Origin of the sequence: Streptococcus sp. HN38, assembly GCF_028335765.1 — a bacterium.
Taxonomy (GTDB): Bacteria; Bacillota; Bacilli; order Lactobacillales; family Streptococcaceae; genus Streptococcus; species Streptococcus suis_P.
On the sequence record NZ_CP116604.1, the window covers coordinates 2,090,375 to 2,111,703 of the forward strand.

The window sequence follows — 21,329 nt, forward strand, 5'->3', positions numbered from 1 at the left end:
GCAAGTATTATCTCCCACCTTGCACAGTCCATTGACTGTGCAAGCAATCTGGGGGATACGAATAGTCCAGTGGACTATTCGTACCTGAGCTTGAAAACAAAAAAGCGAAGTACATCAGCTGGTCACCTAGAAATAAGAAAGCATTGAGTTATGCCTGCGGTTCATTGCCTCGTACTAAAAGTAAACTAAAAGCCCATAAAAATAGAGGTTGCAAACAACCTCTATTTTTATGGGCTTTTATACTCGCTCGTCAAAGTATAGTCGAATGAATTAGCTTTCAGACAAGGAACTGAGGTGCAGGCTGTACTATAAAAGTGACGATGTATCAAAGTTAATTCAAATGACTATAATAAAAGAAAAACTGAATGACAACATTATTGTGACCCGTTTTCATCACCAAGTACTGGCTCTGTTGAAAAATCGGTTACCTGCTCTTCTGTTATCACAGTCGTAGTAGCCGATGGACTCCCTATTTCTGGATCCAAACTTTCTGCCCATGGACTTGCTTCTAACAGCAAGAGATTTGTATATACATCATAAACGTTTATTGGACTTGGCAATCCCATCTGTCCTTCGTAGACCTTCACGTTTGTGACTAAGTCGGTCTTTTCTTCTAAGCCGATAGATTTTTTCAGAATATTTTGCATTTCCAATAGATGTTCACTGGTTGGTAATTGATAATAGATTTCATCAACCATTTGGTCCACACCGCGCAACTGATAGGAATTCAACTTAGAGACCGAGTCTTTATAACCCAGGAGGCTTGGAATTGTCGCAGGACTAATCTCAATGTTGGTTCGCATATTATTGGAGATGGCGGTCAGAATCTTCTTATACTGGGTCAAACCATCTAACTGAAGGAGTTTTTTTATAATAGCCGTGATAACTTCTCGTTGGCGTCTCTGACGTCCGATATCCCCCTCAGGATCATCATAGCGCATCCGAGCATAAACCAGCGCCTGATCCCCATTTACCAACTGTTTCCCCGGCTGGACAATAGAGGTGTAGGCAGGCTCATGTTCTGAAATGGATATAGGGAAGCCAAGAGTATTGTTTACCTCAATACCTCCAACCGCGTCAACAAGCTCAACCAGACCATCCATATTTATTTCGATATAGCGGTCAATGGTAATATCCATCATCTTTTCGATCGTGGCAATGGCCATCGGTGCCTGTCCGTAGCTATAAGAATGATTTAGTTTTTCAACCGTTCCTGAAGACTCCCCGTTCGCTTCTGCAATCTCAACCATAATATCACGAGTCAAGCTCATCATATTGGTTTCCTTAGTCTTGGGATTAACAGTTACTAAAATCATCGAATCACTACGGCCACCCTCCCAATCTCCCCCGCGGGTCGCTTGGTCCATATCCACCCCCATCAGTAGGATAGTTAGGGGCTCTGTCGCATCAATAGGAGTGATTTCTTCCTCTCCATCTAGCTGCTTATAGGTTTTTGAAATAGTACCTGTAGAAAAATTTAACAAGCTGGCCCCATATATTAAGCCGGCACCTAGTGTTAAACCAACAATAGCCAAAGACATTAAGAATATTTTTTTTCCAATTGTCATACTTCACCAATTAACTTGCCCATATAATAAAGATCAAGCCATTCTCCTTCATCTGTTCTAGCCCCACGTATCTGGGTTCCTTCAATGTTGAATCCTTGTTTTTGGTATAAATGTACTGCCGCCTGATTGCGAACCTGAACCGTTAATTCCAAACGCTTCAATACATCCATTTCCTCTGCCCAATGCAATACTTCCTCCAGTAAAATCGTCCCTAGACCGTGACCCCAGTAGGCTTTTTTTACTGCAATAAAAATATTTCCGATATGGCTAATGCGAAACTGCTTAGAGGACTTAACAGAAATTGCGCCGACGACTTCCGAACCAACCTTAGCCAACAGGCACAATTCACGAGGATTTTCGATTCCTGCTTCGAAGATGGTCTCCATTTCATCAACACTAAATCGAAAACCAGTCTCATCCATGACCAGATAATCCGTTTCTCTAGCAACTTGATTCATAAAATCAATAAAAGCTGCTGCATCAGCTGGTTCAGCTTCACTAAAATACACTTCTTTTTCAGACATTTTGGAACTCCTTCGCTAAATCGCTACTTTGAGCTCCATGAGATTCGACTGTCAATCGTCGACCATCTCCCTCTTTCTCTATACGAATGAGCAAATAGTCATCAAATAGACTGACATCCAGTAATTCTCCCCACTCGATAACCGTTAGACCTCCTCCATAGAGAAAATCATCCAAATCAATCGAGTCAGGGTCATCTCCAATTCGATAAACATCTAAGTGATAGAGTGGCATGGTCCCCTCATACTCTCGAACGATCGTATAAGTAGGACTCTTAATCATCTGTTCAATTTTTAACCCCTTGGCCAAACCCTTGGTCAGAGTTGTTTTCCCAGCACCCAAATCCCCTGATAATACTAGAACTTGATTTGGCTTACAGGCTTTTCCAATTCTCTCACCAATGGCAATCAATTCATTTTCATTCTGACTATACATGTCTTTAATTATACCATAGCCCCAGTAGTTTGTCATAGGTCTACTGGAAATTGTAGACAAGTCGACAGAAAAAATCGCAAGCCAGAGCCTGCGATTTTGTTTATTCTACGCTGAAAAGATATGGGTAGACTGGTTGATTTCCTTGATGGATTTCGACCTCAACATCTTCAAATTGTTCTTCCAGTTGGTCTGCAAGTGTCTGAGCCAATTCTTCATTGCCATCTTCACCGATATAGATCGTCACGATTTCACTATCTTCATCGAGCATTTTCTCAAATGTAGCGACAAGTGTTTCCATCATATCTGGATTGGACACTACAATTTTGCCATCAACCATACCAAGGTTATCATTCTCATGGATTTCAAGACCGTCAATGGTTGTATCGCGGACTGCAGTTGTCACGCTACCACTTTTCACCTCTGCGAGAGATGCCGTCATCGCTTCAAAGTTGCTTTCCAAATCACGACTTGGATCAAATGCAAGCAAGCTAGTAAAACCTTGTGGTAGGGTCTTAGTTTCCACAACCTTAACCGCAACTTCTGCAACCTCAGCAGCCGTCTGAGCAGCCATCAAGATATTTTTGTTGTTTGGCAACAAGATGACATTACGGGCATTGACCAATTCAATAGCATTGACAAAATCTTCTGTTGATGGGTTCATGGTCTGACCACCTGAAATCACATAGTCAACACCTTGTGATTTGAAGATTTCTGTTAAACCTTCCCCAGCAGCTACCGCAATAATAGCATACTCTTTTTGTTCAGCCGGTTTTTGGAAACTTTCTTCTTTCTCAACCTGAGCTTCATGTTGCTCACGCATATTGTCCACTTTTACCTTGACCAAGCTACCATATTGAAGACCCGCTTGCATGACCAAACCTGGATCTTCTGTATGGACATGGACTTTAACGATTTCATCATCGTTGACCACAAGGAGGGAATCTCCAAGGTCGTTGAGGTAGGTACGGAATTCTTCATAATCAAAGTCCTTGACATAAGTAGGACCCTGGCGAAGAGCTACCATGATTTCTGTACAGTAACCAAAGGTAATATCTTCAGTCGCTACATGACCTGCAACTGACTTGTGGTGCTCAGCATTAATCATTTCAGACATAACAGCAGGTGTCGCCTCAAAATCTTCCGAAGCAATATACTCACCCGTCAAAGCTGACAAGAAGCCTTCATAAATGTAAACAAGACCTTGTCCACCTGAATCGACAACACCTACTTCCTTCAAGACTGGAAGCATCTCTGGCGTTTTCTTAAGAGCACGATTAGCACCATCAAGAGTGGCACGCATGACCTCAACCGCATCATCAGTCTCTTCTGCCTTTTTCAAAGCGGCAGTGGCTGCCCCACGCGAAACAGTAAGAATTGTACCTTCAACTGGCTTCATAACGGCTTTATAAGCCACTTCTACACCATGTTGAAAGGCTTGCGCCAAATCCTTACCGTCCAATTCAACCTTGCCTTTAACAGATTGACCAAAACCACGGAACAATTGCGACGTAATAACACCTGAGTTTCCACGAGCTCCCATCAACAAGCCTTTAGAAAGAATTTGCGCAACTTCTCCAACAGTAGAAGCAGACTTATCTGCTACTTCTTTAGCACCATTGGTAATAGTCATCCCCATGTTGGTACCAGTATCCCCATCTGGAACAGGGAAAACATTGAGTGAGTTCACATATTCGGCTTGTTTATTCAGACGAGTTGATGCTGCCTGCACCATTTCTTGAAATAAACTAGTTGTAATTTTAGACACAATTATTCTCCTACGACTTTGATATTTTGGATAAAGACATTGACGGCATCTACAGAGATACCTAGTTGATTTTCCAAGTTGAACTTAACGCGTTCTTGGATGTTGCGAGATACTTCACTGATTTTTACACCGTAGCTCATCACAGTATAAACATCGACTGCAATGCGACCATCTTCCAAAGTCTTAATCACAACACCTTTAGAATAATTTTCTTTTCTCAAAAGTGCTTGAAAATTATCCTTGATCGCAGACTTACTAGCCATCCCAACAACACCGAAAATCTCAGTCGTAGCACCGCCAACAACTGTGGCAATCACGTCGTCAGTCAATTCGATTTGGCCGTCTTTAGTATTGATTTTAACAGTCATAATTCGTTACCTCAAATAGTTTTATCACTCCATTTTACCACATTTTCTGCTTTCTGTAAAAAACAAGCTTGTTACATCGGATTTTACAAAAAAAGAGTTCCCAAAGGAACCCTTTTCACAATTAACCTAAACGCTGTTTAGCATCTGCTGCACGTTGGAAAGCTTGTCCGACATAGTTGATACAGAGCATCATCACAAGGATGAAGATGGCTGCTGGCAACCAAATCCATGTCTTGTTTTCCAAAATATCTGCATTGCGGGCGTTGGCAATCAAGGTACCCAAACTTGGTACTGTCGATGGTAGACCGAAACCAAGATAAGTCAACGATGTCTCAATACCGATATTTCCCGCAAAGTTCAAGGTCAAGTTAACGATAATCAATGAACTTAAGTTTGGTAAAATTTCACGGAACATAATCATGAAGTCGCTTGTTCCCAATGTTTTTGATGCATTGACATAATCCAAGCTTGCCTCTGACAAAGTCCTTGTACGGAATAGACGAGCCTTGGCCGTCCAATAAAAGGCACTCATGATGAGAATGAAGTGATAGATCGTATAGTTCTTGATAACTGTTACGAACACAATGATCAACATAGTCACTGGCAAAATCATGATGAAATCGACAATACGCATCAAGAATCCGTCCAAACGACCACCGTAATAACCAGAAATCAGACCGATAGAGATACCAACAATACTAGTAATAATCGTAATGGTAAAACCGATAATGATCGAGTTACGAGCACCGATAATCAGCTGACCAAAGATATCTTTACCACCTTCATCTGTCCCCAAGATATAGCCATTAACACCTGGTTCCAAGTAACGTCCCAAAAGGTTGACTTTCATAACTTGTTCTTGATCCAACAGAAGCGCTCCGATAAAGACTGCCAAGAGAACCGTCACTAAGATAATTAATGAGGTCAATGCAAGTCGATCCTTCATAAACTCCCGCGCGATGACACGGAAGCCACCTGGAGGAGTTGAAGCAGATTGTACTTGTTTTTTATTTTCTTTACTCACCTTACTCCTCCTTCTATTTCACACGGATACGTGGATCCACGATACTCATGATAATATCTGAAATCAATGTCCCCAACAAGGTACCCATACCAAATATCAACAACAAAGCCAAGATGACACTATAGTCACGACTAGAAATAGAGTTATAGAATAACTGACCGATACCTGGATAAGTGAAAATATTTTCAATGAAGATAGAACCACCAATCAATCCTGTCAATTCATAGCCCAAGAAAGATGCAATTGGCAAGATAGAATTACGGAAGATATGACGGTTATAAACAACTCTCTCAGGAACACCTTTGGCACGAGCTGTACGAACATAGTCCTGGCTCTTCGCATCGATAATCCCCGTACGAAGATATTGAATAGTGACTGTTGTTGACAAAATTGCCATTGTAATCGCCGGCAAAATCATGTGGTGTAAGCGACTGAGAATGGCTGCAAATCCTTCTACACCACCGTCAATCGACCCACGTGTTGGGAACCAACCCAAACTAAAGCCAAACATCCAAAGCATAAGGATAGCAAAAACGAAAGTTGGAGTTGAAAATGTCAAAAAGTTATACACGCCAATGATTTTATCTGCAAGCGAGTTTTGGTAACGACCTGCAATCATCCCCAATGGAAGGGCAATCAAATAAGTCAACACCATCGTCAATAAAGACAACCAAATAGTGTTGTTTAAACGTTGCATGATAACATCAACAACTGGTTGTTTAAAAATAACACTCTGACCAAAATCTCCTTGCAAAAGATTGCCTACCCAACGGAAATACTGAACAGGGATTGGGTCATAATAACCTGCCGCAATCCGTTTTTGTTCAATGATTGCTGGATCAATATTGGGGTCAATCAATCCTGTAAAGGGATCCCCCGGCATCATCTTCGCAACAAAGAACGCAATGACACTCAAAATAATAATCTGCGGAATCATCATGAGTAAACGACGTAATACTGTTTTCCACATCTTAGTTCTGACCTCCTTCTGGAAGGGCTACTTGATGAGTTTCTGAGAAGGATCTCAAATCGTACACACGACCGTTTTCATCATAGTATTGACCTTGCATTTCTTGATATTCTTTTTCAGCAGCCAAACGCTTTTCTTTATTCTTCAATCGATTGAGTGGGTCAATCGTTGGAATAGCTGACAACAAACGTTTAGTATAAATGTGTTGTGGATTATTATAAATATCGTTCTTATTTCCTGTTTCTACGAAACGTCCGCGATACATGATGAACAATTCATCACACATGTGTTGCACAACACCGAGGTCATGGGAAATAAAGAGATAGCTGAGCTTAAACTCATCTTGGATACGTTTCATATAATTCAAGACCTGTGCCTGCACAGACAAATCCAAGGCAGAAACCGGCTCATCTGCAATAATCAAACGAGGATTACTAGCCAAAGCACGAGCAACACCGATACGTTGGCGTTGACCACCTGAGAATTCGTGAGGATATTTAATCAGAGCTTCTTCATTTAGACCGATTGTATCCAAGAGTTGAAGAACTTTTTTCTTTTCTTCATCTGGAGATAAACGGTCAAAGTTACGGATTGGTTCTGCAATGATGTCCAAAATACGTTTTTTCGGGTTAAAACTTGAAAGAGAATCTTGGAAAATCATTTGAACATCACGATTAAAGTTTCCTTTTTTACCACGTGATTTGTTGGTTACATCTTGTCCTTCATAGATAATCTGACCAGAAGTGGCACGCTCTAAACCGATAATTGCCTTACCAATGGTTGATTTCCCAGAACCTGACTCACCTACCAAACCATAGGTTTTTCCTTCTTCAAACTCAATATTAACGCCATCGACAGCATAGACATGATCCGTCACACGGTTAAAGAAGCCACTACGAATTGGATAATGGACTTTTAAATCTTTTACTTCAATAAATCCCACTATTAGGCCTCCCCTTCAAAATAGAATGTCTCATGGCAGGTACAACGAACAAAGTGATTTGGACCTACCTCGTGCATGCTCGGATTCTCTTCATGAGCCTCTGCTCCAATCCACGGAATACGCGGAGCAAAACGGCAACCTTTACGAACCATTTTTGTAATCGGCGGCACAATACCTTCAATAACATGAAGATCGCCTCCTTCGCTACCTGATTGAGGATTTGACTTCAAGAGCGAACGTGTATATGGATGTTTTGGATTGGTAAATAGTTCTTCTACTGGCGCTACTTCGACAAACTGACCACCGTACATGACAGCCACACGATCAGCAGTCTCTGCAACTACTCCCAAGTCATGGGTAATCAAAATAATACCCGAACCTGTCTCCGCTTGAATATCATTTAAGAGATCCAAGATTTGTGCTTGAATTGTAACATCCAAGGCTGTTGTCGGTTCGTCCGCAATAATAATTGGCGGTTTACAAGACAAGGCCATCGCAATAATGATACGCTGACGCATACCACCTGAAAGCTCATGTGGATACTGTTTAAATGTCCGCTTAGGATTTGGAATACCTACCTGAGCCAAGAGTTCCAAAACTCGCTCTGTACGGGCATTGGCATCCAAATCAGTGTGATAGAACAGCGCCTCATCAATCTGTGCACCAATCGTCATCAATGGATTCAGAGAAGCCAAGGGATCTTGGAAAATCATACCAATATCATTACCACGTACCGTATTGTACTTGGCTTCATCCATACCAATCAATTCCATATCATTGTACTGGATGCTTCCTGTGATTTTGGTATTCAAAGGGTTATGCAAGCCCATAATGGTCGTTGCCAAAGTTGATTTACCACAACCAGATTCCCCTACAATTGCCAAAATTTCATTTTTTTGCAATGAGATGTCAACGCCGTCAACAGCGTCAAAATAATCATCTCCAATGCGGAATCCAACGTGTAAATCCTTAATGTCTAAAAGCGGTTTTTCAGTAGCCACGCTTTCTCCTCCTTTATGTGCCAGCTAATCAAGCTCAATCAATTCAATATCCTTACGATTATCAAGTTCATATAATGTTTGATTAACTGACTTTATATAACTACTCTAGAATAACATATTTCTATCAATTATCGTTTGATAGCGGTTACCCAGAAGTAAAAAAAGTACTATATCCAATCATAAATCAATACCATCCCTATTACTGTCTCAATTAGAAATTGAGTAGGTTAATGTGATCCATCTTGAGTTTTTGTTAGTAGTGACTCATTTTTTGTGTACTGAGTCTACTATACCATAATTATCAGAAAATTCCAATAGCAATCTGAAAAAAGCCAAGCAAGTTGGCTTTTTCAAATTCTATTGTCTTCTTGCAGACTATTCTGCTACTACACCTTTATCAGCTGTAAGTTCGATATTTTCAAGAGCGATACCTTTACCTGAAGCTGAACCATAGTTAGAATCATAGTTTTTCACACGTTTGTTAAGGGCTGTGATTGACTCAGATTCAAATGTTGGAATAGCAAATGCTTGCTCGTGAGCATATTTTTGCCAAGCCTTATAGTTCTCAACATTTTTCTTCTCGTCAAATGATTCTGTTGAGCTGATTGCATTCAACAACTTAGTATTTTCATCAGACACGAAACGTGACATGTTGAAGGCTGCGATTGGACCCCAAAGTCCTGTTGGGTTTGGATCGTAACCTGTTGACCATCCACCAGCATACATATCAATAGCAGCATCATTAGCCTGAACTGAGTTATAGAACGACTTACCTTCAACTGTACGTCCTGTGTAAAGTTCAACGTTCAAGCCAACTTCTTTCCACCAAGCAATGTATTGTTGTACAAGTGCTTCGTTTGCTTCCGTACGTTTACGAGCTGCAAAGGTAATCTTGAACTCTTTACCATCTTTACCTTCACGGATACCATCGCCATCTACGTCTTTGTAGCCAGCTTCTTCCAAGAGTTTTTTCGCTTTTTCAGGATCGTATGAATAGCCTTCCAACTCTGAATCATGAATGTCGCCGAAGAATGAGATAATCAATGAGTTTGCAGGGTGGTAAAGACCATTGTACAATGACTCACCAGCTGTCTTAGTATCAATCGCATAGGCAATTGCTTGACGAAGTTTCACATCATTCATCTTAGCATTTTCATCCATGACGTTTTTCTTAGCAGACTCGTCATATTTACCAAAATTAAATGAAATGTATTCATAAGCTGAGTCCAAAGAACCAACGATATTCAAGTTAGAAGCATCCTTGTATGAATCCAACTGGTCAACAGGCATATCTGCGATGTCATAGTTACCAGCTTTCATTTCAGAAACAATAGTATCTGGAGATACGATGTCAATCTTCAATGAGCTTGTTTTTGGCGTTGTACCTTTGAAGAAGTATTCGTTTGGTACATAAGTGATAGACTCACCGTTTACGATTTCCTTGATTTTCCAAGGTCCCATACCAACAAGTTTAGCTGTACGTGAGTACTCGCTCTTTTCCCAATCTGCAACAGGGATGTCTTTATAGATATGTTCTGGTTGGATATAGGCAGGTACATCACCACCGGCATACATCATAGAAGGTGACATTTCTTTTACAGTCAATTCTACTGTGTAGTCATCAATTTTCTTAAGACCTGAGATATCTGAAGCAGTTCCAGCAACAAATTCATCCATACCCACAATGTTCAAGAATTTATCATCAAAACGAACACCTGTATAGTCTTTGCTTGCCATTGACTTGATAGTAAAGATGTAGTCATTGATTGTAAATGGCTCACCATCTGACCACTTGTAATCTTTACCTGTCAAACTAACAGTGATTTTCTTACCTTTTACATCAAATTCAGCTTTAGCAAGACCAGAATCATCTAACTTACGATCTCCATCGTAACCAAACATTGAAATATCAACCATTCCACCAAATGTTGAGTCAGTTGTGTTTTCAGTCAACTCGTCAATCAAGAGACCTGATGAAGTTGTAGCTGAAACAAATGCATATTTCAATTGAGCATCTGCGACTGCTGTTCCATCTTGTTTTACTTCAGATGGGAATGACAATTCCTGTTTTGCTGCACCTGATTGTTTTGAACCACATGCTGCAAGAACAGATGCTGAAAGGAGAGTCACACCTGCAAGTGCAAAAAGTTTCGTTGTCTTTTTCATAAAACACCTCTGTTTTTCTTTTTCTTTGACACATAATCATATGTCGTTATAGAATTTATTATATCATAAATTTTTCTTAAATAAAGTCTTTTTGTCAGAAAATTTTGTAAAAACATAAATTTTCAGCATTTTCTTATTTTTTACATATTTTTTCCAAATTTTTCTCACATTTCTTGTGATATAATAGAATAAAATAACAGCCAAAGGAATGATTATGCGTAAATTTTTACTAACACTCACTACAGTTATTGCTCTTTTTTTCACTTCCACACCTATTTTGGCAGAAGATTTTTCTGTTGCAGCCAAGCATGCTATCGCAGTTGAAGTAAGTAGCGGCAAAATCTTGTATGAGCAAGATGCCGAAACCAAAGCAAGCATTGCTTCTATCAGTAAGACATTGAGCATTTACCTGGTCTACGAAGCACTGGCAAAGGGTGAAATCACTTTAGATACTATGGTAGATATTTCTGATTATCCCTATAGCCTCACTTCTAATACAGAATTAAGCAATGTCAACCTAGATGAACGATCCTATTCAGTAAGAGACCTATTAAACGCTTCTTTAATCACATCATCCAATAGTGCTATTATTGCTCTGGCAGAAAAAATAGCCGGTAGCGAAGCTGCATTCGTGGATCGAATGAAAGCAAAAGTCCAAGAATGGGGAATTACCGACGCAAAGATTGTCAATGTATCCGGACTAGACAATACCGACTTGGGTGAAAATATTTATCCAGGCTCCAGTCCTGAAGATGTAAATATGTTTTCAGCCCTAGATGTTGCTATCATTGCAAGACGATTGATACTCGACTATCCTCAGGTACTCGACATTACCTCGCTAAACGCCTACGATTTTGGTGGCTACACTTACTATAGCACCAACCAAATGCTAAGCGATGGTACTCACGCTCGTGGAGGGGTTGACGGCTTAAAAACAGGGACCTCAAACTCAGCAGGTTCAAGTTTTCTTGCAACAACTCAACAAGCTGGTATGCGCATCATCACAGTAGTATTGAATGCCACTGATGGGCTGACCTCTCCAGAAAATCGATTTGTCGCGACAAATGATTTGATGAACTATGTTTATTCTAACTTTTCGCTTGTTACGCTAGTAAAAAAAGGTGAAGCTTTTGAAGATAGTAAGATAAAGGTTTTCAATGGCGAAAAAGAAACAAGTCCTGTTGTCGCAGCAGCAGATTTAACTGTTGTTCAACGAAATCAAACTGATAATGTCCCCACCGCAACTTTCACAACGGATATAAAAGAAATTGATGCTCCCCTCAAAGCAGGGACCCTGGTTGGCAAACTACAACTGAAAGATCAAGATCTCATTGGAAAAGGTTATATTTCCGAGCAAGCTAGTGTCGATATGATTATCCCTAGCGATATGAAAGAAGCGTCCTGGCCATTCTCTTGGTGGAATCAATTTGTCCGCTATGTTAATGAAAAATTATAAAAAATAGTATGTCGAACGATTTTCGACATACTATTTTTTATAGCAGAGTGACATCCGCTACTCCTTATCTCCTACCTCGGATGGAGAGTGAGTTGGAGAGAGTTTCTACGAAACTCCTAGCTACATATCGTTTTCTTACAGAAAACAACGAGCGTGGAAGGTAACAATTCCCCGAATTGTTACCTTAACCCACGCTCCCCTCCATCTCATATGCAATCAGTCTGTTGAGTTCGACTGCGTATTCCATTGGGAGTTCTTTGGTGAATGGTTCGACAAAGCCCATGACAATCATCTCTGTGGCTTCGGATTCGGATAGGCCACGGCTCATGAGGTAATAGAGCTGTTCTTCTGAGATTTTTGATACTTTGGCTTCGTGTTCGAGGGCCACTTGTGAGTTGTGGATTTCATTAAATGGAATGGTATCTGATTTGGAAATATCATCCATGATAATAGTGTCACACTCGATGTGGCTGATGGACTTGGCTGAGTTTTTAGCAAAGGTTACTTGACCACGGTAGTTGACTTCTCCACCACCACGGGCAATGGATTTGGATACGATAGAAGAGGAAGTCCGTGGTGCATTGTGGATCATCTTGGCACCGGTATCTTGGACCTGACCCTTGTTGGCAAAGGCAATAGACAACATAGTTCCACGAGCCCCTTCACCTTCTAGATAAACCGCTGGGTATTTCATGGTCGTCTTGGCACCAAGGTTGCCGTCAATCCACTCAACTGTAGCATTTTTCTCGGCACGGGCACGTTTGGTTACCAAGTTATAGACGTTGTCAGACCAGTTTTGAATGGTCGTGTAACGCATATAGGCACCTTCATGGGCAATGATTTCTACAATCGCTGCATGAAGACTTGCTGTTGAGTAGGTCGGAGCGGTACAGCCTTCCACGTAGTGAACACTTGCTCCTTCATCTACGATGATGAGGGTGCGTTCAAACTGACCCGTCCCCTCATTGTTGATTCGGAAATAGGTTTGGAGTGGAATATCCAACTTAACCCCTTTTGGTACGTAGATAAATGTGCCCCCTGACCAAACCGCTGAGTTGAGGGCAGCCAGTTTGTTATCTGACGGCGGAACGAGTTTTCCAAAATATTTTTTGAAAAGCTCTGGGTGTTCTTTAAGAGCCGTGTCGGTATCCGTAAAGATAATGCCGTGCTTGTCGTACTCTTCTTTCATATTGTGGTAGACCACTTCTGATTCGTACTGGGCAGAAGCTCCTGCCAGGTAAGCACGCTCAGCTTCTGGAATACCGATGCGTTCAAAGGTTTCTTTGATTTTGTCTGGCACATCGTCCCAGCTCCGTGCTGGTTTATCCGACGGTTTTTGGTAATAGACAATATCATCAAAGTCCAGTTCAGACAAGTCGGCTCCCCAAGTCTGCATGGGCATTTTCTTGAGGGTTTCATAGGATTTCAAACGGAATTCCAACATCCATTCTGGCTCGCCTTTGATACGGGACATTTCACGAATCACTTCTTCGTTCAAACCCTTACCAGTTGAAGCCACTAGTTCCACGTTCTCGTCATGGAAACCGAATTTGTATTCCCCAAGGTCAATCGGGGTTGGTTCAATTCTTTCTTCTGACATAATATAAGATACTAAGCCCAAAAAGTATGAGAATGCTGTTACGCTTTCTTCAAAGCTTCCTGGGCCTGTTCAATTCCAATCAGAAACTGAACAATCCTTTCTGTATGATTTTCATTTTTATTTATTTGTTCATGCTCATTCAGCACCTTCACTTCGTTCGATTGCTTTCTTCAAGACACTAAACTTGGTTGGAACTTGATATTCGTGTTTCGCAAAACGAAACCAATTTCTACCAATGACACGAACTACGTTCGCTTCATTTCCAACCTCCAAAGGTTCCCTAAACCTTTGGAGCTAATTCGCTGATTTTGCTATTATCGACCAAAATCGCTCATGTCGCAGTTATCCTTCATTCAGCACTCTCACTGCGTTCGATTGCTTTCTTCAGGGCATTCCACGGTAATGTGGCACATTTGATTCGTTGAGGAAATTTGGCGACACCTGCAAGGAGGGAGGCGTCCCCTAGTTCCTTTTGACGTTCATCATCTTGCCCTTGGACCATTTGTGAGAAGATTTCGGCTAGTTCTTGAATCTGACTGATTTCTTTGCCAAGGACTGCTTCAGTCATCATAGAAGCTGATGCGGTTGAAATGGTACACCCAACGCCGTCAAAAGCAATATCGGTAATCACATCTTTTTCAATCTTGACTGATAGTTCAATCACATCGCCACAGGTTGGATTGTGGAGTTCTAGCTTTTCCACTCCATCCAAACTTCCGCGGTGACGAGGCGACTTGGAGTGTTCTGACACAACTGCCATATACAGAGAATCTAACCTAGATAGGGCCATTAAAAAACTCCTTTGTCTTGATCAAAGCCTCGACCAACTTGTCACAGTCAGCCTTGGTATTGTAGATGTAAAAACTTGCTCGCACAGTAGCTGGTACCTGCAAATATCTGAGAAGCGGTTGGGCACAATGGTGACCTGCCCGCACCGCAACCCCTTCATAGTCCAAAGCGGTCGCCACATCGTGTGGATGCAAGTCGTCCAAGTTAAAGGCAATAACTCCCGTCCGCTTGGACAGGTCCTGACTACCATAAATGGTCAAGCCTGGAATAGCCTGTAATTTAGGAAAGATGTAGTCAACCAGTTCTGCCTCGTGGGCCTGGATAGCGTCCATACCAATTTCGGTCAGGTAATCAATGGCCGCTCCCAGACCAATGGCACCTGCAATATTGGGCGTTCCTGCCTCAAACTTCCAAGGCAATTCCTTCCAAGTGGCTGACTGCTCATAGACAAAGTCAATCATTTCACCGCCGAATTCAACAGGCGACATGCGATTGAGCAACTCTTCCTTACCATAAAGAACGCCAATTCCTGTCGGCCCTAACATCTTATGACCTGAAAAGGCATAGAAGTCCACATCTAATTCTTGCACGTTGACGGCCATGTGGGGAACTGACTGGGCTCCGTCCACCACCAAGTAGGCACCGACTTGATGCACCAGCTCTGCTATTTCCCCAATAGGAGCCACGCTACCTAGGACATTGGACACATGAGCTAGAGAGACGAACTTGGTCTTGGAAGATAGTAGCGACCGCAGGTGGTCCATATCTAGCTCGCCGTCTTTTAGGGTCACATAGCGGAGCTTGGCACCTGTTTGCTGACAGGCTTGCTGCCAAGGGATGATATTGGAGTGGTGCTCTTGGACCGAGATAATCACTTCCTGGTCTGGCTGGAGAATTTCTCTAGCAAACTGAGCTACCCAATTAAGACCAGTGGTCGTCCCTCTGGTGAAGAGGATTTCCTTGCTAGACTTGGCCTGGATAAAATCTGCCACCTTCTGCCGAGCCGCCTCATAGCGAGCAGTGGCCCGTTCCGAAAGGGTGTGAACGCCACGGTGGACATTGGCATTGTCCTTCTGGTAATAATCCGCCAGCACATCTAATACCTGCTGCGGTTTTTGAGTGGTCGCCGCATTGTCCAAATAGACCAGCGGCTCATCGTTAACAACTTGGTCTAGGATTGAAAAATCCTTGCGAATGCGTTCAAAATCAATCATCTTATCTCTTTACTAATTTTTCTTCAATGACGGCAATCAGTTGGTCACGAACTTCCTTGACAGGAATTTCTGTAATGACTGCACCAAGGAAACCGCGAACAACCAAGCGTTCAGCTGTTGCTCGGTCCAGACCACGACTCATAAGGTAGTACATATCTTCTGGATCTACCTGACCGATTGAGGCTGCGTGTCCAGCTGTGACCTCATTCTCATCGATAAGGAGAATTGGGTTAGCATCGGAGCGAGCCTTGTCAGACAGCATGAGGACACGGCTTTCCTGCTGGGCATCCGCACCTTTAGCACCGCGGACAATGTGTCCGATGCCATTGAAGGTCAAGGTTCCACTTTCTAAGATAACCCCATGTTGCAGGATGTGACCTACAGAATTATGACCGTAGTTGGTCACGCGCGTATCCACACCTTGGACCTGACGACCTGATGACAGTCCGACAACTTTGAGGTTGGCATGGCTACCGTTTCCTTTTAATTCACTGTCCAAATCGGCAACCACATTTCCTTCGTTGAGCAGACCAATCGCCCAGTCAATCGTTGCATCGTTTCCGAGATAGCCGCGACGGTTGAGGTAGGTATCCAAATGCTTACCAAGGCGGTCAATAGCCGCAAACTTGATTTGGCTGCCAGCAAGGGCGATTACTTCCACAACAATATTGGCTGAAGTCGTTGCTGCGCCGTCGCCCAGACTTTCAAAGCGTTCTAGATAATTAAGCTTGGCATTTTTTCCAGCGATGATGAGGACACGTTTATTAAAAGCAACTGGACTGGTGCTGTCTTGGTAGAAAAGGGCCTCAACTGGCTGGTCGATTTCAACATTATCTGGCACGTAGAGGACAGCTGTTGCATTAAAATAGGTAGTGTTGTAAGCCGCTAATTTGTGTTCATCAAATGGAACTGCTACACCGAGGTATTTCTCAATGACATCAGGAATGACATCCATAGCCGATGCGAAGTCTGTAAAGACTACACCTTTCTCTACAAGGTCAACCGGCAACTGTTCTAGAACCGTTTGGCTGCCAACTTGAACCAACATAGGATTGTCGCCGATAGCTGTAAAATCTGGAACAGCCCCGATTTCATCATTTGTAGCTAGGCTTCCGTCACCAAGGTTCCAACGGTGAAACTTGACCCTCTCGATAACCGGCAAGTCCAGCTCTGCTATTTTGTCAAAAGCCTTAAGGCGCAGGTCTGTCAACCAAGTCGGTTCTGCCTGCAAGGCTGAAAATTCTTGAATCTTTTCTTTGGTCATAGCTTCCTCCAAAGACTTAAATGTCATCTTCTTTGTAGTCGATGCCAAGCTCTGCTGCGACTTGGACATATCCTTCTTTTTCCAAGCGTTGCGCCAATTCTGGTCCGCCTGAAAGCACGACACGACCTTCCATCATGACATGGACAACATCAGGAGTGATGTAGTTGAGCAAGCGTTGGTAGTGGGTAATAATCATGGCACCGAAGCCTTCACCACGCATAGCATTGATTCCTTTTGACACGACTTTAAGGGCATCAATATCCAATCCTGAGTCAATCTCATCAAGAAGGGCGAAAGTTGGCTCTAACATGAGCAGTTGTAGGATTTCATTGCGTTTTTTCTCACCACCTGAGAAACCTTCGTTGAGGTAACGCTCTGCCATTTCCTCCTTCATGTTGAGGAGTTCCATTTTTTCATCCAACTTGGTGATGAAATCACGGACAGAAATCTTGTCTTCGTCTTCCTTGCCAGCATTCATAGCGGCACGAAGAAATTCCGCATTGGTGATCCCTGGAATTTCCGACGGGTATTGCATAGCCAAGAAAAGACCCATACGGGCACGTTCATCGACTTCTAACTCCAAAATATTAACACCATCGAAGAGAACTTCCCCTTGGGTCACTTCGTAACTTGGATTGCCCATGATGGCTGCTGAAAGGGTGGATTTCCCTGTTCCGTTCGGTCCCATGATGGCTGCAATTTCACCTGTTTTAAGGGTCAAATTAACGCCTTTTAGGATTTCTTTGCCTTCGATTTCCACATGAAGGTCTTTGATTTCTAATACTGACATGCTGTGCTCCTTTTCATTTTTGTCCTCTTCAAAAACCACATTAACTGACCAAGCTAACTAGATACACCGATAAGACTCAACTTTGACAGTGGGGAGAGAACTCGACCATTCCTCGACCATTCATAGAAGAGTTCGTCAACAATTTTTCGTTTTAAGTTGTTGAGCTGAAACAGTCTATTCCCAGACTGTTTCACTCCCGCCCCCCGCACAGCTCAAAAGGTTCAGTGAACCTTTTGAGGTTGGAAATAGAGCGAACTTTGTTCGCAACAGTCGTAATTGTCAGATTTGGAGTGTAAAACACGAACAAATCTGACAATCAACCACTGCGCTGAGATGTTGACACTAACGTTGAGAAGCGGTACGGGCTTGAGCCCAGCCTCTTTTCGTGTTAATGATGATTTTCAGAGAGTGTTAATCTATAAAATAGTCTTTTCTGACAATTTTAATTAACTATATCCACTATATTATATCAAAAAAAGAGCCTGACGGCTCTTATCTTGTTTAGAAAGATTCTTATTTTCTTTTTTTCTCTTCGTAGCACTTTTTATACTTTGCGATTTTTTCTTGACGGTAACTACTATTACCAATAAACCGAAGAAGGTTGAGCAATGGAGTTCTATTGATACCAAAGATGCCAATCAATTCACAGAGAATCTCAATTCCCAGTCCCATGGTCACCAATAGGAGAATCCCCCCTATTCGACTCGAAACATTGAGCAAAAGAGAGGTCAGGGAGAATAAGAAAGAGATGGCGTAAATCACCAATACTGTGCCACGATGAGTAAGTCCCAGAGAGAGCAAGCGATGATGCAGATGCATCTTATCTGCTTCATAGATTTTTTGCCCAGACAATTTTCGACGAATGATGGCTACTACAGTATCCGTAATAGGCACTCCAAGAATAATCATCGGAGTAACCACTGCAACAGCTGTCGAATTTTTCAGTCCTTGAAGCGACAAGACTCCAATCATAAACCCGATGAAGAGGGCTCCTGTATCGCCAAGATAAATGATGGCGGGATTATAGTTATACGGTAAAAAACCAACAATCGCCGCAACCAAAACAAAGATGGTTAAGGTTAAAAAAATATTGCTATCATTCAAAAAGAAATAAGACACAATTCCCATCGTTGTCAGGGAAATAATCGATACTCCCGAAACCAGACCATCCAGACCATCAATCAAGTTGACTGCATTCGTAATGGAAACAATCCAAAGGACCGTTAATAGAAAAGAGAGCCAGACAGGAAATTGAAGGAAAGGTCCTCCAAAAGGAATCTTAAAGCTATCAAAACGAAATTCCGTAAAAATCCAAATGATCGTCGCTGCCGCTAGAATACCAAACATTTTAGGAGCAGGCTTTAGCTCCTTGACATCATCAATGAATCCCGTAAGAACGATAATGCTGGATGCTAGGACCAGGGGCCAGATATAATGCAAGTAAGTGCCATGGTAATTGACACGGGTAATAATTCCTGGTAAAAACCATAGGACAGAAATGGTAAATGCCACAAAGATAGCCAGCCCTCCCGCTGAAGGCATGGGCACCTTATTTATCCGCCGTGCATTGGGATTATCGACTGCTCCAACCTTCAGGGACATAAAACGAACCAAGGGGGTCGCAATGGCTGATATGACCATGGTTGTAATAATGACCATTATGTATTTTAGAGCAAAAGGAATCATACTGTCGGAACCTTCCTAAGCTCCTCGATTGCCGCAAGTGGAAGCATCAAAGTTCCGTGTTCTTGTAAAGCAGGTCTGGTCAACTTAGTATCATTGGTAAATTCCAACATTCGTGAAAGAATGTAGCCTGGATACTGCTTGGAACGATTTTCTACATTGATAAGAACGGTCAAGTAGTAGTGACCATCCATTTTATATAATTCCGATTCTTCTACTAGATAATCAACCGTACCAACAAAAGTAAACAGATCCTCTATCGTTGGAAATTCCAAAATATAGTAAATATAGCGCTCCTGCTCCTCTTCATCTGCTTCTTCCTCTTGCTCTACCTCTTCCAAATGACGAACGGCTGTTGCATCCGGTGTGCTTTTCTCACGAACGGTTTGCTCCAAACTCTTGAAAAACTCATCTGGAGTCATACTTGCAACATCACCAAGTTCCGAAAAATCTGTAAATTCATCGAAATTCAAGCTCTGATCCAAATCAGATTTGGTAACAAAGATGTCCACCCGATCTGGCTTCGGAGTCACACGAAAACTCAACATACCGCTTTCTCGGAAAGTCATTGGTAAATCCAATTCATCCAAAACAGTATAGAAGAACTCCTCTGTCTTTTCTTGCGGAATGAGAAAGTCCGAAAGTTCCATTCCTCTCTCTTCCAAATCATCTAATTTTATAGTGATTTTCAAGGTTGAATCACTAATTTGCTTTACTTTCATAACTACCTCATTCATTGATTCATCAATTTCTTAAAATTGATTGATCATTTTCAATACTCATACATATCTTCCACCATTATACTAAAACCAAGCTCGAAAGACAAAAGAAAAGCAGGTCCCCCTGCTCTTAAAATAAAAATGTGATAAAGGCATAAACCAATAAAATCGCCCCTAAAATGATGCGGTAGTAACCAAAAACCGTGAAATCATGTTTTTTAACAAAGTCTGTCAAGAAACGAATAACAACTAAGGATACCAAGTAAGCCGTCACACTAGCGACTAGTAAAATCCATACCTGCTCCATATTCAGGCTATTGCCATCTAAGAAATATTTAACAGCCTTCAAGCCACTATAACCAAACATGGTTGGAATCCCAAGAAAGAAGGTAAAATCTGCCGCCACAGATCGGCTGGTTCCCAAAATAATCGCTCCCAGAATGGTCGCACCTGAGCGACTAGTCCCCGGAACGATGCTTAAGACCTGGAAACACCCAATCAACAAGGCAGTTTTATAAGACATTTTCGCTAAGTCCGTCACCTGTGGCTCTACACCACTGTTACGGTTTTCAATCCAAATAAAGGCAATACCGTAGACAATCAAAGCAATCGCAATCGGTACCATAAAATTGAAGTGCGCTTCAAACCAATTATCCAATGGGACTGCAATTAGGATGGACGGAATACAGGCAATGACAACCTTGGCCCATAATTGCCAAGTCAATTGAATATCACGCTTGGTTTTTCCAGGCTGAAATGGATTCAATTTTTTAAAGTAAATAGTCATAACTGCTAGAATTGCTCCTAATTGAATGACAATATTAAACATTTCTAGGAAGTTCTTACTTTGGTTTAATTTCACGAACTCTTGAACCAAAATTAAATGTCCTGTCGAAGAGACTGGCAACCATTCCGTTACCCCTTCAATGATTCCTAAAAAAATGGCTTTCAACAATTCCAAAATCATAATAAACTCCTTTTTTCAATTCTCTATATTATATCATAAAAAAATAACACAATGATAGTTCAAGGATATTGAAATTTGTCAGAAT

At 41.8% G+C, this 21,329-nt stretch carries 19 protein-coding genes; 1 reads left to right on the forward strand and 18 read right to left on the reverse strand.

Annotated elements, in window-relative coordinates; translation table 11 throughout:
- Positions 1 to 374: 374 nt before the first annotated feature.
- The 10 genes from PHA78_RS10165 to PHA78_RS10210 form a co-directional block, all read right to left on the reverse strand.
- Positions 375 to 1,568, reverse strand: coding sequence for an LCP family protein (locus PHA78_RS10165; protein ID WP_099780205.1), 1,194 nt, complete (start codon positions 1,566 to 1,568; stop codon positions 375 to 377).
- Positions 1,565 to 2,092 (reverse strand): GNAT family N-acetyltransferase, encoded by a 528-nt coding sequence (locus PHA78_RS10170; protein ID WP_099780206.1) that lies wholly within the window; start codon positions 2,090 to 2,092, stop codon positions 1,565 to 1,567. The genes PHA78_RS10165 and PHA78_RS10170 overlap by 4 nt, the downstream gene beginning before the upstream one ends.
- On the reverse strand, positions 2,085 to 2,525 hold the full coding sequence (gene tsaE, locus PHA78_RS10175) for a tRNA (adenosine(37)-N6)-threonylcarbamoyltransferase complex ATPase subunit type 1 TsaE (protein WP_024376437.1): 441 nt from the start codon (positions 2,523 to 2,525) through the stop codon (positions 2,085 to 2,087). The genes PHA78_RS10170 and tsaE overlap by 8 nt, the downstream gene beginning before the upstream one ends.
- A gap of 100 nt (positions 2,526 to 2,625) precedes the next feature.
- Entirely contained in the window at positions 2,626 to 4,290 is a 1,665-nt protein-coding gene (locus PHA78_RS10180; RefSeq protein WP_099780207.1) for a DAK2 domain-containing protein, read from the reverse strand.
- 2 nt (positions 4,291 to 4,292) lie between these two features.
- Entirely contained in the window at positions 4,293 to 4,658 is a 366-nt protein-coding gene (locus PHA78_RS10185) for an Asp23/Gls24 family envelope stress response protein (RefSeq protein WP_002939192.1), read from the reverse strand.
- Positions 4,659 to 4,779: 121 nt separating this feature from the next.
- Positions 4,780 to 5,682: an ABC transporter permease gene (locus PHA78_RS10190; protein WP_002942329.1), complete on the reverse strand. Its 903-nt coding sequence runs from the start codon at positions 5,680 to 5,682 to the stop codon at positions 4,780 to 4,782.
- A 13-nt stretch (positions 5,683 to 5,695) separates the two neighbouring features.
- Positions 5,696 to 6,652: an oligopeptide ABC transporter permease gene (opp4B, locus tag PHA78_RS10195; protein WP_002942327.1), complete on the reverse strand. Its 957-nt coding sequence runs from the start codon at positions 6,650 to 6,652 to the stop codon at positions 5,696 to 5,698.
- Position 6,653: 1 nt separating this feature from the next.
- On the reverse strand, positions 6,654 to 7,595 hold the full coding sequence (locus PHA78_RS10200; RefSeq protein ID WP_012027759.1) for an ATP-binding cassette domain-containing protein: 942 nt from the start codon (positions 7,593 to 7,595) through the stop codon (positions 6,654 to 6,656).
- A 2-nt stretch (positions 7,596 to 7,597) separates the two neighbouring features.
- On the reverse strand, positions 7,598 to 8,596 hold the full coding sequence (locus PHA78_RS10205; RefSeq protein ID WP_002942324.1) for an ABC transporter ATP-binding protein: 999 nt from the start codon (positions 8,594 to 8,596) through the stop codon (positions 7,598 to 7,600).
- 375 nt (positions 8,597 to 8,971) lie between these two features.
- Positions 8,972 to 10,762 (reverse strand): oligopeptide ABC transporter substrate-binding protein, encoded by a 1,791-nt coding sequence (locus PHA78_RS10210; RefSeq protein WP_029177413.1) that lies wholly within the window; start codon positions 10,760 to 10,762, stop codon positions 8,972 to 8,974.
- Positions 10,763 to 10,976: 214 nt separating this feature from the next.
- Here PHA78_RS10210 and pbp3 point away from each other — a divergent pair, with 214 nt between their 5' ends.
- Entirely contained in the window at positions 10,977 to 12,218 is a 1,242-nt protein-coding gene (gene pbp3, locus PHA78_RS10215; protein WP_024397659.1) for a D-alanyl-D-alanine carboxypeptidase PBP3, read from the forward strand.
- Positions 12,219 to 12,402: 184 nt separating this feature from the next.
- Here pbp3 and sufB read toward each other — a convergent pair whose 3' ends face one another.
- The 8 genes from sufB to PHA78_RS10255 all read right to left on the reverse strand — a co-directional run bounded on the left by sufB (position 12,403) and on the right by PHA78_RS10255 (position 21,247).
- Positions 12,403 to 13,818, reverse strand: coding sequence for a Fe-S cluster assembly protein SufB (gene sufB, locus PHA78_RS10220; protein WP_272158118.1), 1,416 nt, complete (start codon positions 13,816 to 13,818; stop codon positions 12,403 to 12,405).
- A 349-nt stretch (positions 13,819 to 14,167) separates the two neighbouring features.
- On the reverse strand, positions 14,168 to 14,608 hold the full coding sequence (gene sufU, locus PHA78_RS10225) for a Fe-S cluster assembly sulfur transfer protein SufU (protein WP_099806687.1): 441 nt from the start codon (positions 14,606 to 14,608) through the stop codon (positions 14,168 to 14,170).
- Positions 14,595 to 15,821 (reverse strand): cysteine desulfurase, encoded by a 1,227-nt coding sequence (locus PHA78_RS10230; RefSeq protein ID WP_161947177.1) that lies wholly within the window; start codon positions 15,819 to 15,821, stop codon positions 14,595 to 14,597. Before PHA78_RS10230 ends, sufU begins: the two co-directional genes overlap by 14 nt.
- 1 nt (position 15,822) lies before the next feature.
- A complete protein-coding gene (gene sufD, locus PHA78_RS10235; RefSeq protein WP_024376583.1) occupies positions 15,823 to 17,085 on the reverse strand; it encodes a Fe-S cluster assembly protein SufD in 1,263 nt (420 codons plus the stop codon).
- A 16-nt stretch (positions 17,086 to 17,101) separates the two neighbouring features.
- Positions 17,102 to 17,875 carry a Fe-S cluster assembly ATPase SufC gene (sufC, locus tag PHA78_RS10240; protein WP_024376584.1) on the reverse strand — a complete coding sequence of 258 codons (774 nt, stop codon included), beginning with the start codon at positions 17,873 to 17,875 and terminating at the stop codon, positions 17,102 to 17,104.
- Positions 17,876 to 18,388: 513 nt separating this feature from the next.
- Positions 18,389 to 19,561 (reverse strand): glycosyltransferase family 4 protein, encoded by a 1,173-nt coding sequence (locus PHA78_RS10245; RefSeq protein WP_272158119.1) that lies wholly within the window; start codon positions 19,559 to 19,561, stop codon positions 18,389 to 18,391.
- Positions 19,558 to 20,280, reverse strand: a complete 723-nt coding sequence (gene mecA / locus PHA78_RS10250; protein WP_248038977.1) for an adaptor protein MecA — start codon at positions 20,278 to 20,280, stop codon at positions 19,558 to 19,560. Before mecA ends, PHA78_RS10245 begins: the two co-directional genes overlap by 4 nt.
- A gap of 127 nt (positions 20,281 to 20,407) precedes the next feature.
- Entirely contained in the window at positions 20,408 to 21,247 is an 840-nt protein-coding gene (locus PHA78_RS10255) for an undecaprenyl-diphosphate phosphatase (RefSeq protein ID WP_024377889.1), read from the reverse strand.
- Between the last annotated feature and the right edge of the window lie 82 nt (positions 21,248 to 21,329).

Bases quoted from the DNA above. Each gene is read 5' to 3' on its own strand.
- PHA78_RS10165 (WP_099780205.1), bottom strand. From the start codon at position 1,568: ATGACAATTGGAAAAAAAATATTCTTAATGTCTTTGGCTATTGTTGGT.
- PHA78_RS10170 (WP_099780206.1), bottom strand. From the start codon at position 2,092: ATGTCTGAAAAAGAAGTGTATTTTAGTGAAGCTGAACCAGCTGATGCA.
- tsaE (WP_024376437.1), bottom strand. From the start codon at position 2,525: ATGTATAGTCAGAATGAAAATGAATTGATTGCCATTGGTGAGAGAATT.
- PHA78_RS10185 (WP_002939192.1), bottom strand. From the start codon at position 4,658: ATGACTGTTAAAATCAATACTAAAGACGGCCAAATCGAATTGACTGAC.
- opp4B (WP_002942327.1), bottom strand. From the start codon at position 6,652: ATGTGGAAAACAGTATTACGTCGTTTACTCATGATGATTCCGCAGATT.
- PHA78_RS10210 (WP_029177413.1), bottom strand. From the start codon at position 10,762: ATGAAAAAGACAACGAAACTTTTTGCACTTGCAGGTGTGACTCTCCTT.
- pbp3 (WP_024397659.1), top strand. From the start codon at position 10,977: ATGCGTAAATTTTTACTAACACTCACTACAGTTATTGCTCTTTTTTTC.
- sufB (WP_272158118.1), bottom strand. From the start codon at position 13,818: ATGTCAGAAGAAAGAATTGAACCAACCCCGATTGACCTTGGGGAATAC.
- sufU (WP_099806687.1), bottom strand. From the start codon at position 14,608: ATGGCCCTATCTAGGTTAGATTCTCTGTATATGGCAGTTGTGTCAGAA.
- PHA78_RS10230 (WP_161947177.1), bottom strand. From the start codon at position 15,821: ATGATTGATTTTGAACGCATTCGCAAGGATTTTTCAATCCTAGACCAA.
- sufD (WP_024376583.1), bottom strand. From the start codon at position 17,085: ATGACCAAAGAAAAGATTCAAGAATTTTCAGCCTTGCAGGCAGAACCG.
- sufC (WP_024376584.1), bottom strand. From the start codon at position 17,875: ATGTCAGTATTAGAAATCAAAGACCTTCATGTGGAAATCGAAGGCAAA.
- PHA78_RS10245 (WP_272158119.1), bottom strand. From the start codon at position 19,561: ATGATTCCTTTTGCTCTAAAATACATAATGGTCATTATTACAACCATG.
- mecA (WP_248038977.1), bottom strand. From the start codon at position 20,280: ATGAAAGTAAAGCAAATTAGTGATTCAACCTTGAAAATCACTATAAAA.